Origin of the sequence: Ferrimonas futtsuensis DSM 18154 (assembly GCF_000422645.1) — a bacterium.
GTDB classification, from domain to species: Bacteria; Pseudomonadota; Gammaproteobacteria; order Enterobacterales; family Shewanellaceae; genus Ferrimonas; species Ferrimonas futtsuensis.
In genome coordinates, this window is the sequence record NZ_KE383896.1 from 66114 (window position 1) to 82359 (window position 16246).

A 16246-nucleotide genomic window follows, 5' to 3' on the forward strand; every position below is an offset into this window, starting at 1 on the left:
CCATGGAGTTTCAGTATCTGACCCTGAGCCGCCAGGATGGCGTGGCCCGCCTGACCCTGAACCGGCCGGACAAACACAACGCCTTCGGCGACACCATGATCCAGGAGCTGAATCAGGCCCTGACTCAGCTGGCCAAGGAGCCGCCTGTGGTGCTGGTGTTGGCCGCCAACGGCAAACACTTCTCCGCCGGTGCCGACCTGGCATGGATGAAGAGCCAGGTGAACCTGGACCAGCAGAGCAACATCCGCGACGCCAGAGAGCTGGCCAGGCTGATGCACACCCTGGATCGTTTCCCCAGCCCCACCCTGGCGCTGGTGGACGGTGCCGCCTTCGGCGGCGCTTTGGGGCTTATTGCCTGCTGCGACATCGCCCTGGCCTCCCCCCGGGCGAGGTTCTGCCTGTCTGAGGTGAAGCTGGGACTGATCCCTGCGGTGATCAGCCCCTTCGTGGCCCGCGCCATGGGGCAGCGCCAGGCCCGCCGCTTTATGCTCAGCGCCGAACAGTTCGACGCCGACACCGCCTTGCGCCTGGGACTGGTGCACCAGGTGTGTGACGACCTCACCCTTGAAGGTGACGCGATGATCGCCACCCTGACGGGTAACGGTCCCAAGGCGATGCAGGCCTGCAAGGCGCTGCTGCACACCATAGAACAACACCCCTTCGATGAAGCCCTGGCGCAGCTGACTGCCGAGGCCATCGCCCGCATCCGGGTCTCAGACGAAGGGCAGGAGGGCCTGGGTGCCTTCTTCGACAAGCGCCCCCCCAGTTGGCAAGGAGAGAACTGATGCTGACCAAAGTACTGATCGCCAACCGGGGCGAGATCGCCTGCCGGGTGATACGCACCTGCCGGGAGCTGGGCATCGCCACCGTGGCGGTCTATTCCGAAGCGGACCGCGGTGCCCAGCATGTGCTGATGGCCGACGAGGCCCTGCTATTGGGGCCTGCTCCGGCCACCGAATCCTACCTGCGCGGCGACGCCATCATCGAACTGGCCAAGGCCCATGGCGTGGACGGCATCCACCCAGGCTACGGCTTCCTGTCGGAAAATCCGGACTTTGCCCGAGGCTGTGAAGCCGCCAGCATCCGCTTCATCGGCCCGGGCGCCGACGCCATCGACAAGATGGGTTCCAAAAGCGCCGCCAAAATGATCATGGCGGACGCCGGCGTGCCCATGCTGCCCGGTTACCACGGCGAGGATCAGAGCGATGAATGCCTCACCGATGAGGCCACCAAAATCGGCTATCCCCTGCTGGTCAAAGCCGCCTTTGGTGGCGGCGGCAAGGGGATGCGCATTGTCAACGAGGCCGCTGAGCTGGGCGAAGCCCTGGCCACCGCCCGCCGGGAAGCGGCCTCCGCCTTCGGCAACGACACCCTGCTGCTGGAGCGTTACCTGTCGGCCCCCCGCCATGTGGAGGTGCAGGTGTTCGCCGACACCCTGGGCCACTGCGTCTACCTGTCAGACCGGGACTGCTCCATCCAGCGACGCCACCAGAAGGTGGTGGAGGAGGCGCCGGCCCCTGGCCTAAGCGATGCCCTGCGCCAGGAGATGGGGGAGGCCGCCTGCCGGGCCGCCCTGGCCATCGATTATGTGGGCGCCGGTACCGTGGAGTTCCTGCTGGATGAGCAGGGGCGCTTCTACTTTATGGAGATGAACACCCGTCTGCAGGTGGAACATCCGGTCACCGAGATGGTCACCGGCCAGGATCTGGTGGAGTGGCAGCTGCGGGTGGCCGCCGGCGAGCCCCTGCCTCTGGGGCAGTCTCAGATCCGGGTCTCAGGCCACAGCCTGGAGGTGCGCCTCTACGCCGAGGACCCCCAGCGGGAGTTTCTGCCCGCCACCGGCACCCTGACCCGTTTCGAGGTGCCTGGCAGCATCCGCCTGGACAGCGGCGTGATCGCCGGCGACAGCATCAGCGCCCACTACGATCCGATGATCGCCAAGCTGATCAGCTATGGGGACAACCGCAACCAGGCCATTGCCCAGATGATCCGCGGCCTGCGCCAGACCCAACTGGCCGGCGTCACCAGCAACCTGGCGTTCCTGGCTCGTATCGTCGCTCACGATGACTTCAGAAATGCGGTGCTGGACACCGGTTTCATCGCACGTCACTACCCGGCCCTCACCCGGGCCGACGACCTGCGTCAACGAGCCGCCATTGCCGCGGCTCTGGTGGCCAGTCGCCCCGAAGATGAGCACTCTCCGTGGCACAGCGCCGTCGGCTTTCGCCTCAATCAGCGCGCCCAGCTGGGGCACCAGCTGGAGGATGAACATGGCGAACGATACACCCTCAACCTCAAGGGAGAGTGGCCCGCCTTTACCCTGACGCTGGATGACCAGGAGCATAGTGTGGTGGCCGCCCTGGATGCACAGCAGGTCCGTATGGAGCTGGATGGTCACCTGTGCCACTGGTCCTATGAGCAGTGCCACGAAGCGATCACCCTGTTTCTGCCCGACGGTCCGCTGCGCTTCACCCAGGTCCGTCATGGCACCCAGGCCGACGATGAGGGGGGCGAAGACTCCCTGAAGGCACCGATGAACGGCACCATAGTGGCGCTGCTGTGCGATCTGGAGCAGCAGGTGGAGGCGGGACAGTCCCTGCTGGTGATGGAGGCGATGAAGATGGAGTACACCATCACCGCCCCCTATGCCGGCAAGATCACCGCCCTGCCCTTCTCCCCAGGCCAGCAGGTCAGCGACGGCGTCTCGCTGGTGGCCCTGGAAGCGGTGGAGGAGTGATGAGCCAAGCACGTATCGTTGAAGTGGGGCCCAGAGACGGCCTGCAAAACGAAGCGGGGGTCACCCTGGCGCAGCGCATTGCCCTGGTGGATGCCCTGAGCCAGACCGGGCTCAAGGAGATCGAGGCGGGCAGCTTCGTCTCCCCCAAGTGGGTGCCTCAGATGGCGGACGCCGATCAGCTGTTCAGCCGCATCCATCGGCAACAGGGGGTGCGTTACAGCGCCCTCACCCCCAACCTCCGAGGCCTGGAATCGGCTCTGAGTGTAGGGGTGGACGGTGTGGCGGTGTTTGGCGCGGCGTCGGAGAGCTTCAGCCAGCGCAACATCAACTGCTCGGTGGCCGAATCCCTGGAACGCTTCCAGCCGGTGATGGCCGCCGCCCGGGAAGCCAATCTGCCGGTGCGCGGCTATGTTTCCTGTGTACTGGGCTGTCCCTATGAGGGCGACATTCCGGTGTCCAAGGTGGTGGAGGTGGCACAGACCCTCTATCAGATGGGGTGTTATGAGATCTCTCTGGGAGACACCATTGGGGTAGGCACCCCGGCCAAAGCCAACGCCATGGTGGCGGCGGTGGCGCAGCAGATACCCGCTTCGGCCCTGGCCCTGCACTTCCACGACACCTATGGCCAGGCCCTGGCCAATGTGCTGGCCTGCCTGGAGCTGGGGATCACCACCTTCGACAGTGCCGTCGCCGGTCTGGGCGGTTGCCCCTATGCCGCCGGCGCCTCCGGCAACCTGGCCACCGAGGATCTGGTCTATATGTTGGAGGGGATGGGGATGGACACCGGCGTCGACCTGGACGCCCTGGTTCTGGCGGGAGATCAGATCTGCCGCAGTCTCAACAAGTCCCCCACCAGTCGGGTAGCCCAGGCCTGGCTGGCCAAACGCAAGGAGAAGCAGGGATGAGCAACAGTGCATTGTGGCAGCCTTCACCGGTGCGACGCAGCGCCACTCAGATGGAGCAGTTCCGGCAGGATCTCAACCGGGATCTCGGGCTGAATCTGACCGACTACGACCAGCTGCATCGCTGGAGCGTCGACAATCCCGGCCCCTTCTGGCGGGAGATCTGGCTGCGCTTTGGTGTCCAGGGCGAGATGGGGGAGATCCCGCTTGCCGATGCCGACAAGATGCCGGGGGCACGCTTCTTTCCCCAGGCCCGGCTCAACTTCGCCGAAAACCTGCTGCGTTTCCGGGATGACCGCATCGCCCTGGTCTATCGGGATGAGGCCGCCAACCGTGTCGCCCTCTCCTACAACGAACTCTACCACGAGGTGGCCAAGCTGACGGCCCACCTTCGCAAACTGGGGATAGAGCCTGGCGACAGAGTGGCCGCCTTTATGCCCAACCGCATCGAGACCGTGGTCACCATGCTGGCCGCAGCCAGCCTGGGCGCCACCTTCAGCTCCTGTTCTCCGGACTTTGGCTTTAACGGCGTGCTGGACCGATTTGGTCAGATTCGTCCCAAGGTCCTCATCGGCGCCAGCGGCTACCGCTACAACGGCAAGGTGATCGATTGCAGCGACAAACTGACCCAGATAGCCGACGCCATCGACTCCCTGGAACAGTTGATCGTGGTGCCCGCCTTCGACAGTACCGGCGAGGTGGACTCGCCCCTGGCCCTGCCCTGGAGCCAGGCCCTGGCCAACGATGCCCGCACCCTGTCGTTCGAAGCTCTGCCCTTCGACCATCCCCTGTATGTGCTCTACTCCTCCGGGACCACAGGCAAACCCAAGTGCATCGTTCATGGCGCAGGCGGCACCCTGCTTCAGCACCTCAAGGAGCATCGGCTGCACACCGATCTTCGCCGGGAGGATGTGCTGTTCTACTTCACCACCTGTGGCTGGATGATGTGGAACTGGCTGGTCAGCGGCCTGGCGGTGGGGGCAACCCTGGTGCTGTACGACGGCAGCCCCTTCGCGCCGGGTCCGGAAGTGCTGTGGCAACTCACCGAACAGGAGGAGGTGAGCATCTTCGGCACCAGCGCCAAGTACATAGCCGCTCTGGAGAAGGCGGAATACTTCCCCGCCCGTCACCACAGGCTGGACAACCTCAAGGCCCTGCTGTCGACCGGCTCTCCCCTGGCCCACGAAGGCTTCGACTTTGTCTACAAAGAGATAAAGCAGGAGCTGTGCCTCAGCTCCATCTCGGGTGGCACCGACATCGTCTCCTGCTTCGCCCTGGGCAACCCGGCCAAGGCGGTCTATCGGGGACAGCTTCAGTGCCTGGGGCTGGGAATGAAAGTCCAGGTGTTTGACGAGCAGGGGCAGGCGCTCCTGGGTGAGAAGGGCGAACTGGTGTGCACCGCTCCGTTCCCCTCCATGCCTGTGGGCTTCTGGGGAGACGAGGATGGCACTCGCTACCATGACGCCTACTTCGCCCGCTTCGACAACGTCTGGGCCCATGGCGACTACGCCGAGACCACCCCACAAGGTGGCCTCATCATCCATGGCCGCAGCGATGCGGTGCTCAATCCCGGAGGCGTGCGCATCGGCACCGCGGAGATCTACCGCCAGGTGGAAAAGGTGGAGCAGGTGCAGGAGAGTCTGGCCATTGGTCAACAGTGGCAGGATGACGTTCGCGTGGTGTTATTCGTGGTGCTTAAGAGTGGATTACAGTTGGACGATGGCCTGAAGCACACTATCTGCCGCACCATTCGCGCCAACACCACCCCTCGTCATGTGCCGGCAAAGATCATCCAGGTGTCAGAACTGCCCAAGACTTTATCGGGAAAACTGGTGGAGCTGGCAGTCCGAAAAGTGGTGCACGGCGAAGCGGTCAACAACACCGATGCCCTTGCCAACCCGGACTCACTGAAACAGTTCATCAACATCCCAGATCTGACCAGTTAACAGCAAAAACGCGGCCATTACCTGCACTTAACAGGGGTGGCCGCACTTTTCCCATTCCCATCAAAAACTTACACACTAAGTTAAGCTCAAAATGAGTAAAATTAGTGGGTAAAGCAATCATAACTTAAAATGCTTTTTTAATAAAAACATGTGATAAAGCCCCTCTTAAATCAACCGCTTAAAGTTGCAAATGAAAAGTGTGAACTGCCACCTAAGCGGATCTATTGCGCATATTCGTTACCGCATGTTAGATTCCGCGCCCAGATAGTTATCAAAATTTGACTAAGATTCACTAACAAGACGAAATTAGTTTTTTTAACTCGGAAGGTGCCATGCCAGTTTTAATGCGGGACTTTGATTCCATCGATATACGGCTGCTGATCGTCTTCCGCGCCGTGGTGTTTACCGGGAGCCTGAGCAAGGCCGCTCGCAAGCTCTCTGTGACTCCAAGCGCCGTCAGCCAGTCTCTGTCCAAGCTGAGTAAGTACTTTAGCCACCCCCTGTTCACCCGTACCAGCAATGGTCTGGAGCCCACCGACTTCGCCATGGAACTCTATGGTTACGTCAACTCCGCCCTGGACCTGCTGCAAGACGGCGTGGAAAGCCTGAGCGATTTCGACGCCGCCAACAGCAAGCGCCGCTTTCGTATCGCCGCCAACCACATTCTGGACCTTATCGTGCTGCACCCGCTGGCACGCCGGGTGGAGTCCTTTAACAATCAGTTGAAGATCACCGTCAACAACCTGGTTGAAGAGGAATCAAAAATCATCGACAGCCTGCAGATCGACAACAACGATCTCTGCCTGGTGGCCCTGAAAGTGGACATGAAGTCCATCATTCAGGAGAAGCTGCTGGAGGAGGAGATGGTGGTTCTGGGCTGCAGAAACAATCCGCTCACCAAAGAGGTGGTCGACATGGACACCTATCTGTCCCAGCGTCACGTCCGTTACGCCGTGGGCCAGATTGGCTACAAGATGGGTAACGCCCTCAACCTGGGCTATGTGGACGAGCGTGAGGTGTTCCTGGACACCAATAACCCGTTCAATGCCATGATGATGGCTCAGGAAACCGATTCGTTGGTCACCGTGTCTCGCTGGCTGTGGGAGAAGTATGGCCGTCAGTTCGACCTGGCCGAGGTAAAGACCTCCTTCGACATTCCCAAGGTGCCTCTCTACCTGACCTACCTGAAGAAGATGGAAGACAGCAAAGCCAACCGCTGGCTGCGTGATCAGGTCAAAGAGACCCTCAGTAAAATTCGCTAATCTCTCCGCAGGAAAGGACTCCTGCCCTCCCCTCCCGACGCCGCTCTCTCCCGCACCTTCACTCTGACAAGCAGCAGAAAAAGAAACAGCAGCCGAAGCTGCCGTATCTCATGCCATTCCCGGGATCAGTCCCAGGCCAGTTCCCTGTAATGGGTGCGGCACATGGAGACATAACTGTCATTGCCGCCGATATGCACCTGATCGCCACTGCGTACCGGGTTGCCCTCACCATCCATGCGAACCACCATGTTGGCTTTACGACCACAATGACAGATGGTTTTCAGCTCCACCAGCTTGTCGGCCCAGGCCAGCAGGTAGTGAGAACCTTCAAACAGTTCCCCCTGGAAATCGGTGCGCAGACCGTAGCAAAGCACCGGGATATCCATCTTATCGACCAGATAGGTCAGTTGGCGCACCTGCTCCTTGGTCAGGAACTGACACTCATCCACCAACAGGCAGTTGACCGGCTGCTGCTCATTGCGCTCCAGTACCCTGGCCAGCAGATCATCCTCACGGCGATAGATCAGCGCATCCGAAGAGAGGCCGATGCGGGAGGTGACTTTGCCAACGCCATAGCGGTCATCCAGACCAGCGGTCATCACCAGCACCTCCATGCCCCGCTCACGGTAGTTGTAGGCCGATTGCAGCAATGAGGTGGATTTACCGGCGTTCATCGCCGAATAGTAGAAGTAGAGTTGAGCCAAAATTCTTCCCCCTGAAAAATTCTGGCACAGTCTAACCAAAAGAGCGGATCTGAACCAGAGTGGACTGCCGGAAACTGTGCGCCGGCTCGTTGCTCTCATCATAAAGAAAGCCCCGCTAAGCGGGGCTCACTAACGGGTCAGGATGCAGCGTCACTCACCGGGTGACCGCAGGCGCACCGTTGGGCGCGCACACACGCCGCAGCACCAGCACCACCAGCAACAAACCCAGGGTGGCCGTACCAAAGCCCAGGGCGACAGACCCTGTAATGCCCAACACCAGGTAGCCAGCCAGGGAGATCACCGCCGTCAGCAACGCATAGGGCAGCTGAGTGGTGACGTGATCGATGTGATGACACCCCGCTCCGGTGGAGGAGAGAATGGTGGTATCAGAGATGGGCGAGCAGTGATCCCCAAATACCGCACCGGCCAGCACCGAGGAGAGCATGGGCAGCATCAAGGCCAGATCCACCGCTTCCGCCATATTGGCCGCAATGGGCAACATAATGGCGAAGGTTCCCCAACTGGTGCCGGTGGCAAAGGCGGCAAAACCACTCAGGATAAACAGCAGTGCCGGCAGGGACCAGGCTGGCAGGTTACCCTGGGCCAGGGACGCCATATACTCACCGGTGTTGAGATCGCTGATGATGCCGGCAATGGTCCAGGCAAACAGCAGGATGTAGATGGCGGGCAGCATCGACTTGGTGCCACTGATCACCGCCTTCACCATATACCCCACGGGCACGCCCTGCATCAGACTGAACACCAGCGTGAAGCCCACCCCTGCCAGGCCGGAGTAGAACAGAGACCAGGCCACGTCGGTATTCTCGAACGCGCCGATCAGGCTGAAGGCTTTGCCGTCGGCAACCAGAGCCTGGTTGCCTGAATAGAGCATCAGGGCGACGGTGATGGCGATCAGAAAGCCGATGGGGGCCACCAGGCCGGCCACCCGGCCATTGTCCGCTTCAGGCAGATCCAGCTCCTCCCCCGGGGGCACACCACGGGACTCCTCCCAAAGCTGGCCGGCGCGGGCACGCTGTTCGGCCCGGGCCAGAGCACCAAAATCCAGGCCGAAATAGACTACCGCCAGCAGCAACAGGAAGGCGAAGATGGCGTAGAAGTTCATCGGCACCATCTGGATAAAGGCACTCAGGTAACCGATCTCGGTCATGCCGTGGGTGGTCAGCAGACCGCCGATCAGCGCGATGATGTACGCCCCCCATGAAGAGATGGGAGAGATCACGCAAATGGGCGCCGAGGTGGAGTCGATGCAGTAAGCCAGTTTCTCCCGGGACACTTTGTAGTGATCGGTTACCGGCCGGGCGACCGAGCCCACCACCAGGGTATTGAAGTAATCGTCGATGAAGATCACCACACCCAAGGCCATGGTCATCAGCTTGGCATCCCGGCCGGAGCGGATCCGCTTGCGGGCCCAGGCGGCAAAGGCCCGGGTAGCACCGGAGACGGAGATCAGGGCGGTCATGATCCCCAGCAGCACCAGGAACCCGAGGGTATAGAGGTTCCAGGCGGCGGGAGCGCCATCGTCCCACACCAGGGTCAGGGCCCGGCCAGAGAGTTCAGACAGCGCCGCCATGGGAGCGAACTCCACCAGCATCAGGGTTCCCAGCAGGATACCCAGCCCGAGAGAGAGCAAAACCTTGCGGGTCATAATCGCCATCCCAATAGCAACCAGGGGAGGCAGAAGAGAGAGTGCCGAATCGGCGTAACTAATTAAGGCCATCGTTATCTTATCGTTGTGGATTAGCGATGGAGGCAACTGACACGACTGTGCGTCGAGGGAGGGATATGCAAAGAATAGAAACCCACCGTCCTTTCAGTAGCGCTCCATAGTAAACAAGCATCCGAGCTCCTCTCGGAATTTACTATGGCAGTGCTGCTCCTGTTAAAAGCAGCCCCAGCGACCAGGGATGATGCCCAGCCCACTTCGGCATCGACTCCTTTCCACCGGCGTCGTCGGGTATCAACCTCGACCGGCGTACTGATAGGCGATGCGCCTCTACCTAAATCGGTACTCGCAAAAATGCGAAGGCGGCATTCTAACCGCAAGTGTCCCTCACTTGTCCGACAGATGCCGCCATAATGTGAGCCAAGTCACATTTATAACAGTTCCGTGAGCTTAGGAACAGCCTCGAACAGGTCTGCCTCCAGGCCATAATCGGCAATCTGGAATATAGGCGCGTCCGGATCCTTGTTGATCGCCACAATCACCTTGGACTCCTTCATCCCCGCCAGGTGCTGAATGGCGCCGGAGATCCCCACGGCAATATAGAGATCTGGGGCGACGATCTTGCCCGTCTGACCCACCTGCAGATCGTTGGCCACGAAGCCCGCATCCACGGCGGCTCTGGAGGCGCCGATGGCCGCGCCCAGCTTGTCCGCCAGCTGTTCAATCAGGGCAAAATTCTCACCGCTGCCCAGACCCCGACCACCGGAGATCACCACACGTGCCGCGCCCAGTTCGGGACGCTCGGACTCCACCAGCTCCTCGCCAACAAACTGAGTCCGTTCGCTTGCCTTAACACTGTCCAGGGCATGAATTTCTGCCGGTGCCTGCTCGGCCACTGCATCGAAGGCACTGGTACGAATGGTCAGTACCTTTTTGTCATCCAGGCTCTGCACCGTTGCCAGGGCATTGCCCGCGTAGATGGGCCGGACGAAGGTGTCTTCAGAGTCGATGGCAATGACATCGGAGTGCTGAGCCACATCCAGCAGAGCCGCAACCCGGGGCAGCATATCCTTACCCTTGGCGCTGGCGGCAGCTAGGATGTGGCTGTACTCACCAGCCAGCTCCACCACCAGGTCGGCTACGGGTTCTGCCATCTGATGGGCGTAGGCCGCGTTGTCCGCAACCAGCACCTTGGTGATGCCGGCGAGTTTGGCGCCCTGCTCCGCTGCTGCCATAGCATGGTCGCTGGCCACCAGCAGATGAAGGTCCTGACCCAGAGTCGATGCGGCGCCAACCACCTTGGCACATTCGGCACTCAGGCCCTGCTTGTCTACTTCTGCAATAATGAGGATCGCCATTACACCACCTTCGCTTCATTCTTCAGCTTGTCCACCAGCTCTTCCACTGAGCCCACCATAATGCCGCCGCTGCGCTCAGCGGGTGCAGTCACCTTCAGGGTCTTCTGATGAGACCCGAGCTGCAACTCAAAATCCGCCACAGACACTGTCTCCAGAGGCTTACGCTTGGCTTTCATGATGTTGGGCAGAGAGGCATACCTGGGTTCATTGAGGCGCAAATCCGCAGACACCACCGCGGGCAGTGTCACCTTCAGAGTCTGAATGCCGCCGTCTATCTCTCGGGCTACCTTAATCTGGTCCCCCTCCACCTCCACACTGGAAGCAAAGGTCGCCTGCCCCATGCCAGCCAGTGCAGCGGTCATTTGTGCGGTCTGATTGTTGTCGCCATCAATAGACTGTTTACCAAAGAGCACCAGAGAGGGCTGCTCCTTATCAATCACCGCCTTGAGCACCTTGGCCACAGAGAGAGGCTCCAGAGCATCATCATGCTCAACCAGAATCCCTCTATCGGCACCCAGCGCCATGGCGGTCCGCAGTTGTTCCTGTGCCACCTTGGGGCCAATGGACACTGCAATAATCTCATCCGCGTGGCCTTTCTCCTTCAGCCTTACCGCTTCCTCTACCGCGATTTCGCAGAAGGGGTTGATCGCCATCTTTAGATTGGCCAACTCGACATCAGTCTCGTCTGCCTTAACCCTTACTTTTACATAGGGGTCGACCACCCGCTTAATGGGAACCAGAATCTTCATAGTACGTCCTTTGTTGAGCGCCGGAATCGACTTTGCCTAACACTGCCCACCACTCTAATTACTGTTGACGTTAACGTCAACCTGAACCAAGGTCGCACGGCACCACCCATGCGGCGAATCCGACTCAGGAGAGGTTTCAATGACTTTTTAATAGGACGATGAACTTTAACAAAAGTAAAATGTCATGATTTGAGAATGCGAAATTCTATTTAATCGCCAAATTATTCGGAATATTTTGCAGACAAGTAATATTTTGCATGCTAGTCTAAACACTAATCTATTTGCACACTCATATTTAGGTTGATTCAACGATGGCTGATTTCCTCGAAATTTTGACTCACGGTCGCCGCTTGAAGGCTCAAGTTAAAGAGCTAGAGCTGGATGAACTGAAAGACGTAATTGCTAAACTTCAAAAGATTGCTGATGAGCGCGAAGCTGAAGCTGAAGCTGAAGAAGCCGCTCAAGCCGAGCGTCTGGAGAAAATTGAAGCAATTCGTAAGCAGCTGGCCGAAGATGGTATTAGTGTTGACGAGCTGAATGCTCTGGAAGGCACTGCCCCTCGTCGCAAACGCGCTCCTCGCCCTGCCAAATACCAAATTGAAGTAGATGGCGAGATGATTACCTGGACCGGCCAAGGTCGTACTCCTAAGGCAATCAAGGAAAAGCTGGATCAAGGTCACTCTCTGGAAGAGTTCCTGATCGAGCAATAAATTAGAGTTTCCTGAAAAAGCGGTCGCCGATGGCGGCCGCTTTTTTATGTCTGCCGAAAATAGAGGAAACGATATTACTCAGTGATATATAGTATTCCTTCAGGGCATAGGCGCCCCCCAGACAACGCTCTGACAACTTGATAAAACCTTTTAAAATCATGCAGTAATGCCATGTGACCCACCACTTCTCCCTGCCCATGGCGCAAGCCTAATTGTATCACCTCAGGCTCGATGCCCCCTTAAGGCACAGCCCTCACATGCAAAATATGTGACATTTCAATTACCCAGATTGGACCGGGATAAAAACGAAGCTGAATATAAGCTGAATATAAAAATGCCCCGGCTCCGATATCGAGGAATAGAAACCTTTGATAACCTGATGTCACCACTTAGCCGTCACTTATTGAGCTCGACAAGGTCAGAATGACCCTGTCGAATCATCGCAGCTGTAATCCAATGTTAAGCATGCCCGACACCAACAGCTCCTACTGAGGTCATACCATAGGTATTTCTACACTCTTTTAAGGACAGCGCGATTTCGAAGTAACCAAACGTTAACGGCCCGGCCCTATAAGAGGAGCTATATGCTCCAAGTCCATAAACCTCTCCTTTAACTGACAGGATGAAGCTTGCCACCCCGGAGTTCTTTGTTTGTCATGATACCGAGTCAACTTAGTACAACAAGCTGTTCAAATTTACACCAGCACCGAGATCATTCCGACCGGAAACCAGTTATAAGCCGGCATTATATTTGCCACCGGAGTGGCCTGTTACTTTCTCAGGCCACATATACGTTGTGTTACACTAAGTCGATAAAAGCGCCAAAGAGATCCCCAATGAGACACTCCATCATCGCCACACTCCTGTTACTCGGTGGCTGCAGTGCCAACTTCGAGTTCAACAGCAACTTGGACTCCGAGACTACCCGGGACTATTTCAAAGCCGGTCAGGTTGCTCTGTTTCAGGGTGATACGCCTCCCTCAGGTAAAGATCTCGGCTGGCTGGAAGCCACCAGCTGCCAGCAGCGACAGGCTGACCCCGCCGCCAGCCCAGCTCAGGCCAGAACCGAGCTGCGCCGCAAAACAGCGGAACTGGGGGGCAATGCCTTGTGGGTAAGCCGGTGTGTATCACTGCCTGCAGATGACCACTGCCTCTCCGCCATCACCTGTTACGGCCAGGCATTGCAACGCCATGAAGATTGAGATTGAGCCTGTCGCCATCTGCCGCTCCCCCTATAAGCAGAAATTCGCCATTCCCCGCCAGCCGCGGCTGGTGCCTGCCGCCGTCGGTCGGCTGGAGCTGCAAGGAGAGTGCAACAATCCGGATCTGCTCAGAGGGCTGGAGCAGTTCGATGCCCTTTGGCTGATCTTCGCCTTCCACGAAAATTTGGCTCAGGGGTGGAAGCCGACGGTTCGTCCTCCCAGGCTGGGGGGGAACACCAGGGTAGGCGTGTTCGCCACCCGGGCCACCTTCAGACCCAATGGCCTGGGGTTGTCGGCGGTTAAGCTGAAAGGGGTGGGTCAGCACAAAGGGCAACACTACATTGAGGTTGAAGGAATTGATCTGCTGGATGGTACCCCCATCTACGACATCAAGCCCTATATCCCCTACTCCGATGCCCTGCCTGATGCATCAGGGGGGTTCGCTCAGGAGCCTCCCCCGGCCATGACGATGGAGGTCAGCCCCCAAGGACGCGAAGCCCTGGCACGGGCTGAGGCTCTCTGTCCCGGCTTTATCGAACTGGCCTCTCAGGTGCTGGCCCAGGACCCCCGTCCCGGATACAAGAGGGAGGAGGGGGAGCGCGTCTATGGCGTCCAGCTGCATCAGTTTGATCTGCGCTGGCAGGTTAAAGAGGGACGCAACCTGGTGGTGGATGTGGTGGCTGTGGAGAGTTCATGAGCGAGCGTTACCGGGAGCAACACAAACGGCGCCTGAACTGGATGCCCTGGCTCTATTACCGTCTCAAGCCCAAACACCTGGAGTGGGCCCGCCCCTGGCAAGAGACGCTGCAACGGGAGCTGGAATCGATGGAGAGCGTCACCTTTGGCCTGAACTGTTTCCTGGCTGAGGGGTGCGCCATCTTCGCGGAACCCGGAAGAGAGGTAACGATGGGAGACCGCTGCATGCTGGCCACCGGCAGCTTCCTCCATGGCCCCATTACCCTGGGTAACGAGGTCAGCATTAATCACGGCTGCAGCCTGGATGGGGGCCGGGCCGGCCTGATCATCGGCGACCAAAGCCGTCTGGCCAACAATGTCAGCATCTATGCCTTTAACCACGGCATGGAACTGGACCGCCCTCTCTACCAACAGGGAGTCAGCTCCAAAGGAGTCATCATCGGCAAAGATGTGTGGATTGGCGCCCGAGCCAGCATCGTCGATGGCGTCACCATAGGCGATCACGCCGTGGTCGGCATGGGGGCCGTGGTCACCCGGGATGTGCCCCCGTTTGCCAAGGTAGCGGGCAACCCGGCGCGAATCATCGGCGATCGCCGGGAGCCCTAGCGACAATTGAGAATGATCGCCAATTAACCCAGACTCAGGTCTCCACGCTCCTGGTTGTGATAAGCCACCTGATTGCGCCCCTGGCTCTTCGCCTTATACAGCGCCTTGTCCGCCAGCTCGAAAAACTGTTCCGGTGTCTGGTCCACCTCAGGCACCACGGTGGCCACCCCGATACTGATGGTGACATAGCCGCAGATGTCCGAACCTTCATGGGGAATCCCCAGGGCTTCCACCATGGCTCTCAGGCTGTCGGCAAACTTCACCGCCTTGCGCCCGGTTTCAGGCAGAACCGCGGCAAACTCCTCGCCGCCATAGCGGGCCAGCAGGTCCCGAGGCCGGTTGAGTTGACTGGCGAGCATGCGGGCAATCTTCTTCAGAACCCGGTCTCCGGCCAGATGACCGTAACGGTCGTTGTAGTTCTTGAACAGATCGACGTCGATGACAAACAGGGTCACCGGCTTGCCGGTACGGCGGGCGCTCTCCCACTCCTGGCTAAGCCAGGTATCAAACTGGCGGCGATTGGCGACCTGGGTCAGACCGTCGGTGAGACTCTGGCGGGTCAGTTGCTGATTTACCCGGTTAAGCTCCTCGGTGCGGGCACGTACCAGGGCTTCCACTTCATGGTTTCTGCGGCGCATCTGCCACAGCATTCCGCCCACCGCCAGCATCGCCATGGAACCTCCCAACCCCACCACATAGGGGGCCAGGCTGCGCTTGGCCGCGAAGAACTCGCCGTTGGCCATGGCCACCAGCTCCCATCGGCGCCCCGCCAGTCCCTCGAAAACAAAACTCTGAGTCCGGTCTCCCAGTGATCCGGGATGGGGGGGCGCCCCCATCAACTGACGGCGAGTGTCGCCTGTGGTGTCCCAGATCTGAAACTGGATATTGGCGCGCTCCCCATCCAGCACCAGGTCATGCAACAGCTCCTCCAGCTGAAACACCCCGAGCAGGTAGCCCTTAAGCAGTTTGCTGCGGCTGACATCGGTCAGGGGAAGGCTGTGATAGATGGGCACCACCGCCATCACCACCTTGCCATAAGACTCATCCATGGCCATGGGGGAAAGCAGCAACTCACCGGCCCCCATTGCCTGTGTCAGTATCCCCATCAGTTGAGGGTCCTGACTGAGGTCCATGCCCAGGCGCGACTCATTGCCGCTGAAGGGGCGAAGGTAGTAGACCGGGAAGTATTCGCTGCGGCCCTCGGCCACCACCCGCTGCCCCATGGAAGATTCAGTAAAGCTGAAATCGGGAAAGCGGTCACGCATCGCCCGCTCCAGTTGCTCACGCTCCTGATGCTGGACCCGCGGCACCCACTCCAGGGCCTTGACCTCCCGCTGGCGGGCCAGGATGCCATCGGCCACCAATTCGAACTCCTCGGCAGTCACATTGGCACTGCCCTGATACAGGGTAGAAAGGTAATTGAGCACCGACAGTGAGGAATCGATGCGCCACTTAATCTGTCTGGCCTGATTACTGGCGTAGTGATCGAACTCCGTCTCCAGGGTGTACTGCTCCGTCTGGTAGAGGCGAATCGCCAACCAGGTCATCGACAGTACCCCTACCAGCACCAGGCTGGTGATACCCCACCGTTCACTCTTCATTGCCACTCCGTCGGGCCTGAGATCCGTTAACAATTATTCCATACGAAACAACCAACAATCATCAATATATTACATCAGCCTGATGATCC

General features: G+C 59.1%; 14 protein-coding genes and 1 riboswitch. Of the genes, 9 read left to right on the plus strand and 5 right to left on the minus strand.

The genetic code is table 11. The features are described from left to right. The first annotated feature begins 2 nt into the window (after positions 1 to 2). The 5 genes from G505_RS0117990 (at position 3) to G505_RS0118010 (ending at position 6847) form a co-directional block, all read left to right on the plus strand. Complete coding sequence (locus G505_RS0117990; RefSeq protein ID WP_028110792.1) at positions 3 to 785, plus strand: enoyl-CoA hydratase-related protein; 783 nt, start codon at positions 3 to 5, stop codon at positions 783 to 785. Beyond that, positions 785 to 2737, plus strand: coding sequence for an acetyl/propionyl/methylcrotonyl-CoA carboxylase subunit alpha (locus G505_RS0117995; protein ID WP_028110793.1), 1953 nt, complete (start codon positions 785 to 787; stop codon positions 2735 to 2737). Before G505_RS0117990 ends, G505_RS0117995 begins: the two co-directional genes overlap by 1 nt. Next, entirely contained in the window at positions 2737 to 3642 is a 906-nt protein-coding gene (locus G505_RS0118000; protein ID WP_051216425.1) for a hydroxymethylglutaryl-CoA lyase, read from the plus strand. The genes G505_RS0117995 and G505_RS0118000 overlap by 1 nt, the downstream gene beginning before the upstream one ends. After that, positions 3639 to 5585, plus strand: coding sequence for an acetoacetate--CoA ligase (locus G505_RS0118005; RefSeq protein ID WP_028110795.1), 1947 nt, complete (start codon positions 3639 to 3641; stop codon positions 5583 to 5585). The genes G505_RS0118000 and G505_RS0118005 overlap by 4 nt, the downstream gene beginning before the upstream one ends. A gap of 332 nt (positions 5586 to 5917) precedes the next feature. Continuing rightward, positions 5918 to 6847: a LysR family transcriptional regulator gene (locus tag G505_RS0118010; RefSeq protein WP_084644062.1), complete on the plus strand. Its 930-nt coding sequence runs from the start codon at positions 5918 to 5920 to the stop codon at positions 6845 to 6847. Between the two features lie 125 nt (positions 6848 to 6972). On the opposite strand, the gene G505_RS0118015 is transcribed toward G505_RS0118010, so the two are convergent. The 4 genes from G505_RS0118015 to G505_RS0118030 all read right to left on the minus strand — a co-directional run bounded on the left by G505_RS0118015 (position 6973) and on the right by G505_RS0118030 (position 11342). Then, positions 6973 to 7551 carry a thymidine kinase gene (locus tag G505_RS0118015; protein ID WP_028110797.1) on the minus strand — a complete coding sequence of 193 codons (579 nt, stop codon included), beginning with the start codon at positions 7549 to 7551 and terminating at the stop codon, positions 6973 to 6975. Between the two features lie 154 nt (positions 7552 to 7705). Continuing rightward, entirely contained in the window at positions 7706 to 9289 is a 1584-nt protein-coding gene (locus G505_RS0118020; RefSeq protein ID WP_028110798.1) for a Na+/H+ antiporter NhaC family protein, read from the minus strand. An 89-nt stretch (positions 9290 to 9378) separates the two neighbouring features. Then, positions 9379 to 9576: riboswitch (Lysine riboswitch) on the minus strand. A gap of 90 nt (positions 9577 to 9666) precedes the next feature. Beyond that, positions 9667 to 10593 carry an electron transfer flavoprotein subunit alpha/FixB family protein gene (locus G505_RS0118025; protein WP_028110799.1) on the minus strand — a complete coding sequence of 309 codons (927 nt, stop codon included), beginning with the start codon at positions 10591 to 10593 and terminating at the stop codon, positions 9667 to 9669. Next, a complete protein-coding gene (locus G505_RS0118030; RefSeq protein WP_028110800.1) occupies positions 10593 to 11342 on the minus strand; it encodes an electron transfer flavoprotein subunit beta/FixA family protein in 750 nt (249 codons plus the stop codon). The genes G505_RS0118025 and G505_RS0118030 overlap by 1 nt, the downstream gene beginning before the upstream one ends. A 311-nt stretch (positions 11343 to 11653) precedes the next feature. Between G505_RS0118030 and G505_RS0118035 the strand changes: the two genes are divergently transcribed. From G505_RS0118035 to G505_RS0118055, 4 genes are all read left to right on the plus strand, one after another. Further along, the gene (locus G505_RS0118035; RefSeq protein ID WP_028110801.1) at positions 11654 to 12052 is read left to right on the plus strand and encodes an H-NS histone family protein; all 399 of its coding nucleotides are present in this window, start codon (positions 11654 to 11656) and stop codon (positions 12050 to 12052) included. 836 nt (positions 12053 to 12888) lie between these two features. Then, positions 12889 to 13254, plus strand: a complete 366-nt coding sequence (rcsF, locus tag G505_RS0118045) for an Rcs stress response system protein RcsF (protein WP_028110803.1) — start codon at positions 12889 to 12891, stop codon at positions 13252 to 13254. Then, positions 13244 to 13951 (plus strand): tRNA (N6-threonylcarbamoyladenosine(37)-N6)-methyltransferase TrmO, encoded by a 708-nt coding sequence (tsaA, locus tag G505_RS0118050; RefSeq protein WP_028110804.1) that lies wholly within the window; start codon positions 13244 to 13246, stop codon positions 13949 to 13951. Before rcsF ends, tsaA begins: the two co-directional genes overlap by 11 nt. Further along, positions 13948 to 14556, plus strand: a complete 609-nt coding sequence (locus tag G505_RS0118055) for an acyltransferase (RefSeq protein WP_028110805.1) — start codon at positions 13948 to 13950, stop codon at positions 14554 to 14556. The genes tsaA and G505_RS0118055 overlap by 4 nt, the downstream gene beginning before the upstream one ends. A 23-nt stretch (positions 14557 to 14579) precedes the next feature. Here G505_RS0118055 and G505_RS0118060 read toward each other — a convergent pair whose 3' ends face one another. Continuing rightward, positions 14580 to 16157, minus strand: a complete 1578-nt coding sequence (locus G505_RS0118060) for a sensor domain-containing diguanylate cyclase (RefSeq protein WP_028110806.1) — start codon at positions 16155 to 16157, stop codon at positions 14580 to 14582. Between the last annotated feature and the right edge of the window lie 89 nt (positions 16158 to 16246).

Coding starts and splice junctions, on each gene's coding strand:
- G505_RS0117990 (WP_028110792.1), top strand. CDS start 3: ATGGAGTTTCAGTATCTGACCCTGAGCCGCCAGGATGGCGTGGCCCGC.
- G505_RS0117995 (WP_028110793.1), top strand. CDS start 785: ATGCTGACCAAAGTACTGATCGCCAACCGGGGCGAGATCGCCTGCCGG.
- G505_RS0118000 (WP_051216425.1), top strand. CDS start 2,737: ATGAGCCAAGCACGTATCGTTGAAGTGGGGCCCAGAGACGGCCTGCAA.
- G505_RS0118005 (WP_028110795.1), top strand. CDS start 3,639: ATGAGCAACAGTGCATTGTGGCAGCCTTCACCGGTGCGACGCAGCGCC.
- G505_RS0118010 (WP_084644062.1), top strand. CDS start 5,918: ATGCCAGTTTTAATGCGGGACTTTGATTCCATCGATATACGGCTGCTG.
- G505_RS0118020 (WP_028110798.1), bottom strand. CDS start 9,289: ATGGCCTTAATTAGTTACGCCGATTCGGCACTCTCTCTTCTGCCTCCC.
- G505_RS0118025 (WP_028110799.1), bottom strand. CDS start 10,593: ATGGCGATCCTCATTATTGCAGAAGTAGACAAGCAGGGCCTGAGTGCC.
- G505_RS0118030 (WP_028110800.1), bottom strand. CDS start 11,342: ATGAAGATTCTGGTTCCCATTAAGCGGGTGGTCGACCCCTATGTAAAA.
- G505_RS0118035 (WP_028110801.1), top strand. CDS start 11,654: ATGGCTGATTTCCTCGAAATTTTGACTCACGGTCGCCGCTTGAAGGCT.
- rcsF (WP_028110803.1), top strand. CDS start 12,889: ATGAGACACTCCATCATCGCCACACTCCTGTTACTCGGTGGCTGCAGT.
- tsaA (WP_028110804.1), top strand. CDS start 13,244: ATGAAGATTGAGATTGAGCCTGTCGCCATCTGCCGCTCCCCCTATAAG.
- G505_RS0118055 (WP_028110805.1), top strand. CDS start 13,948: ATGAGCGAGCGTTACCGGGAGCAACACAAACGGCGCCTGAACTGGATG.
- G505_RS0118060 (WP_028110806.1), bottom strand. CDS start 16,157: ATGAAGAGTGAACGGTGGGGTATCACCAGCCTGGTGCTGGTAGGGGTA.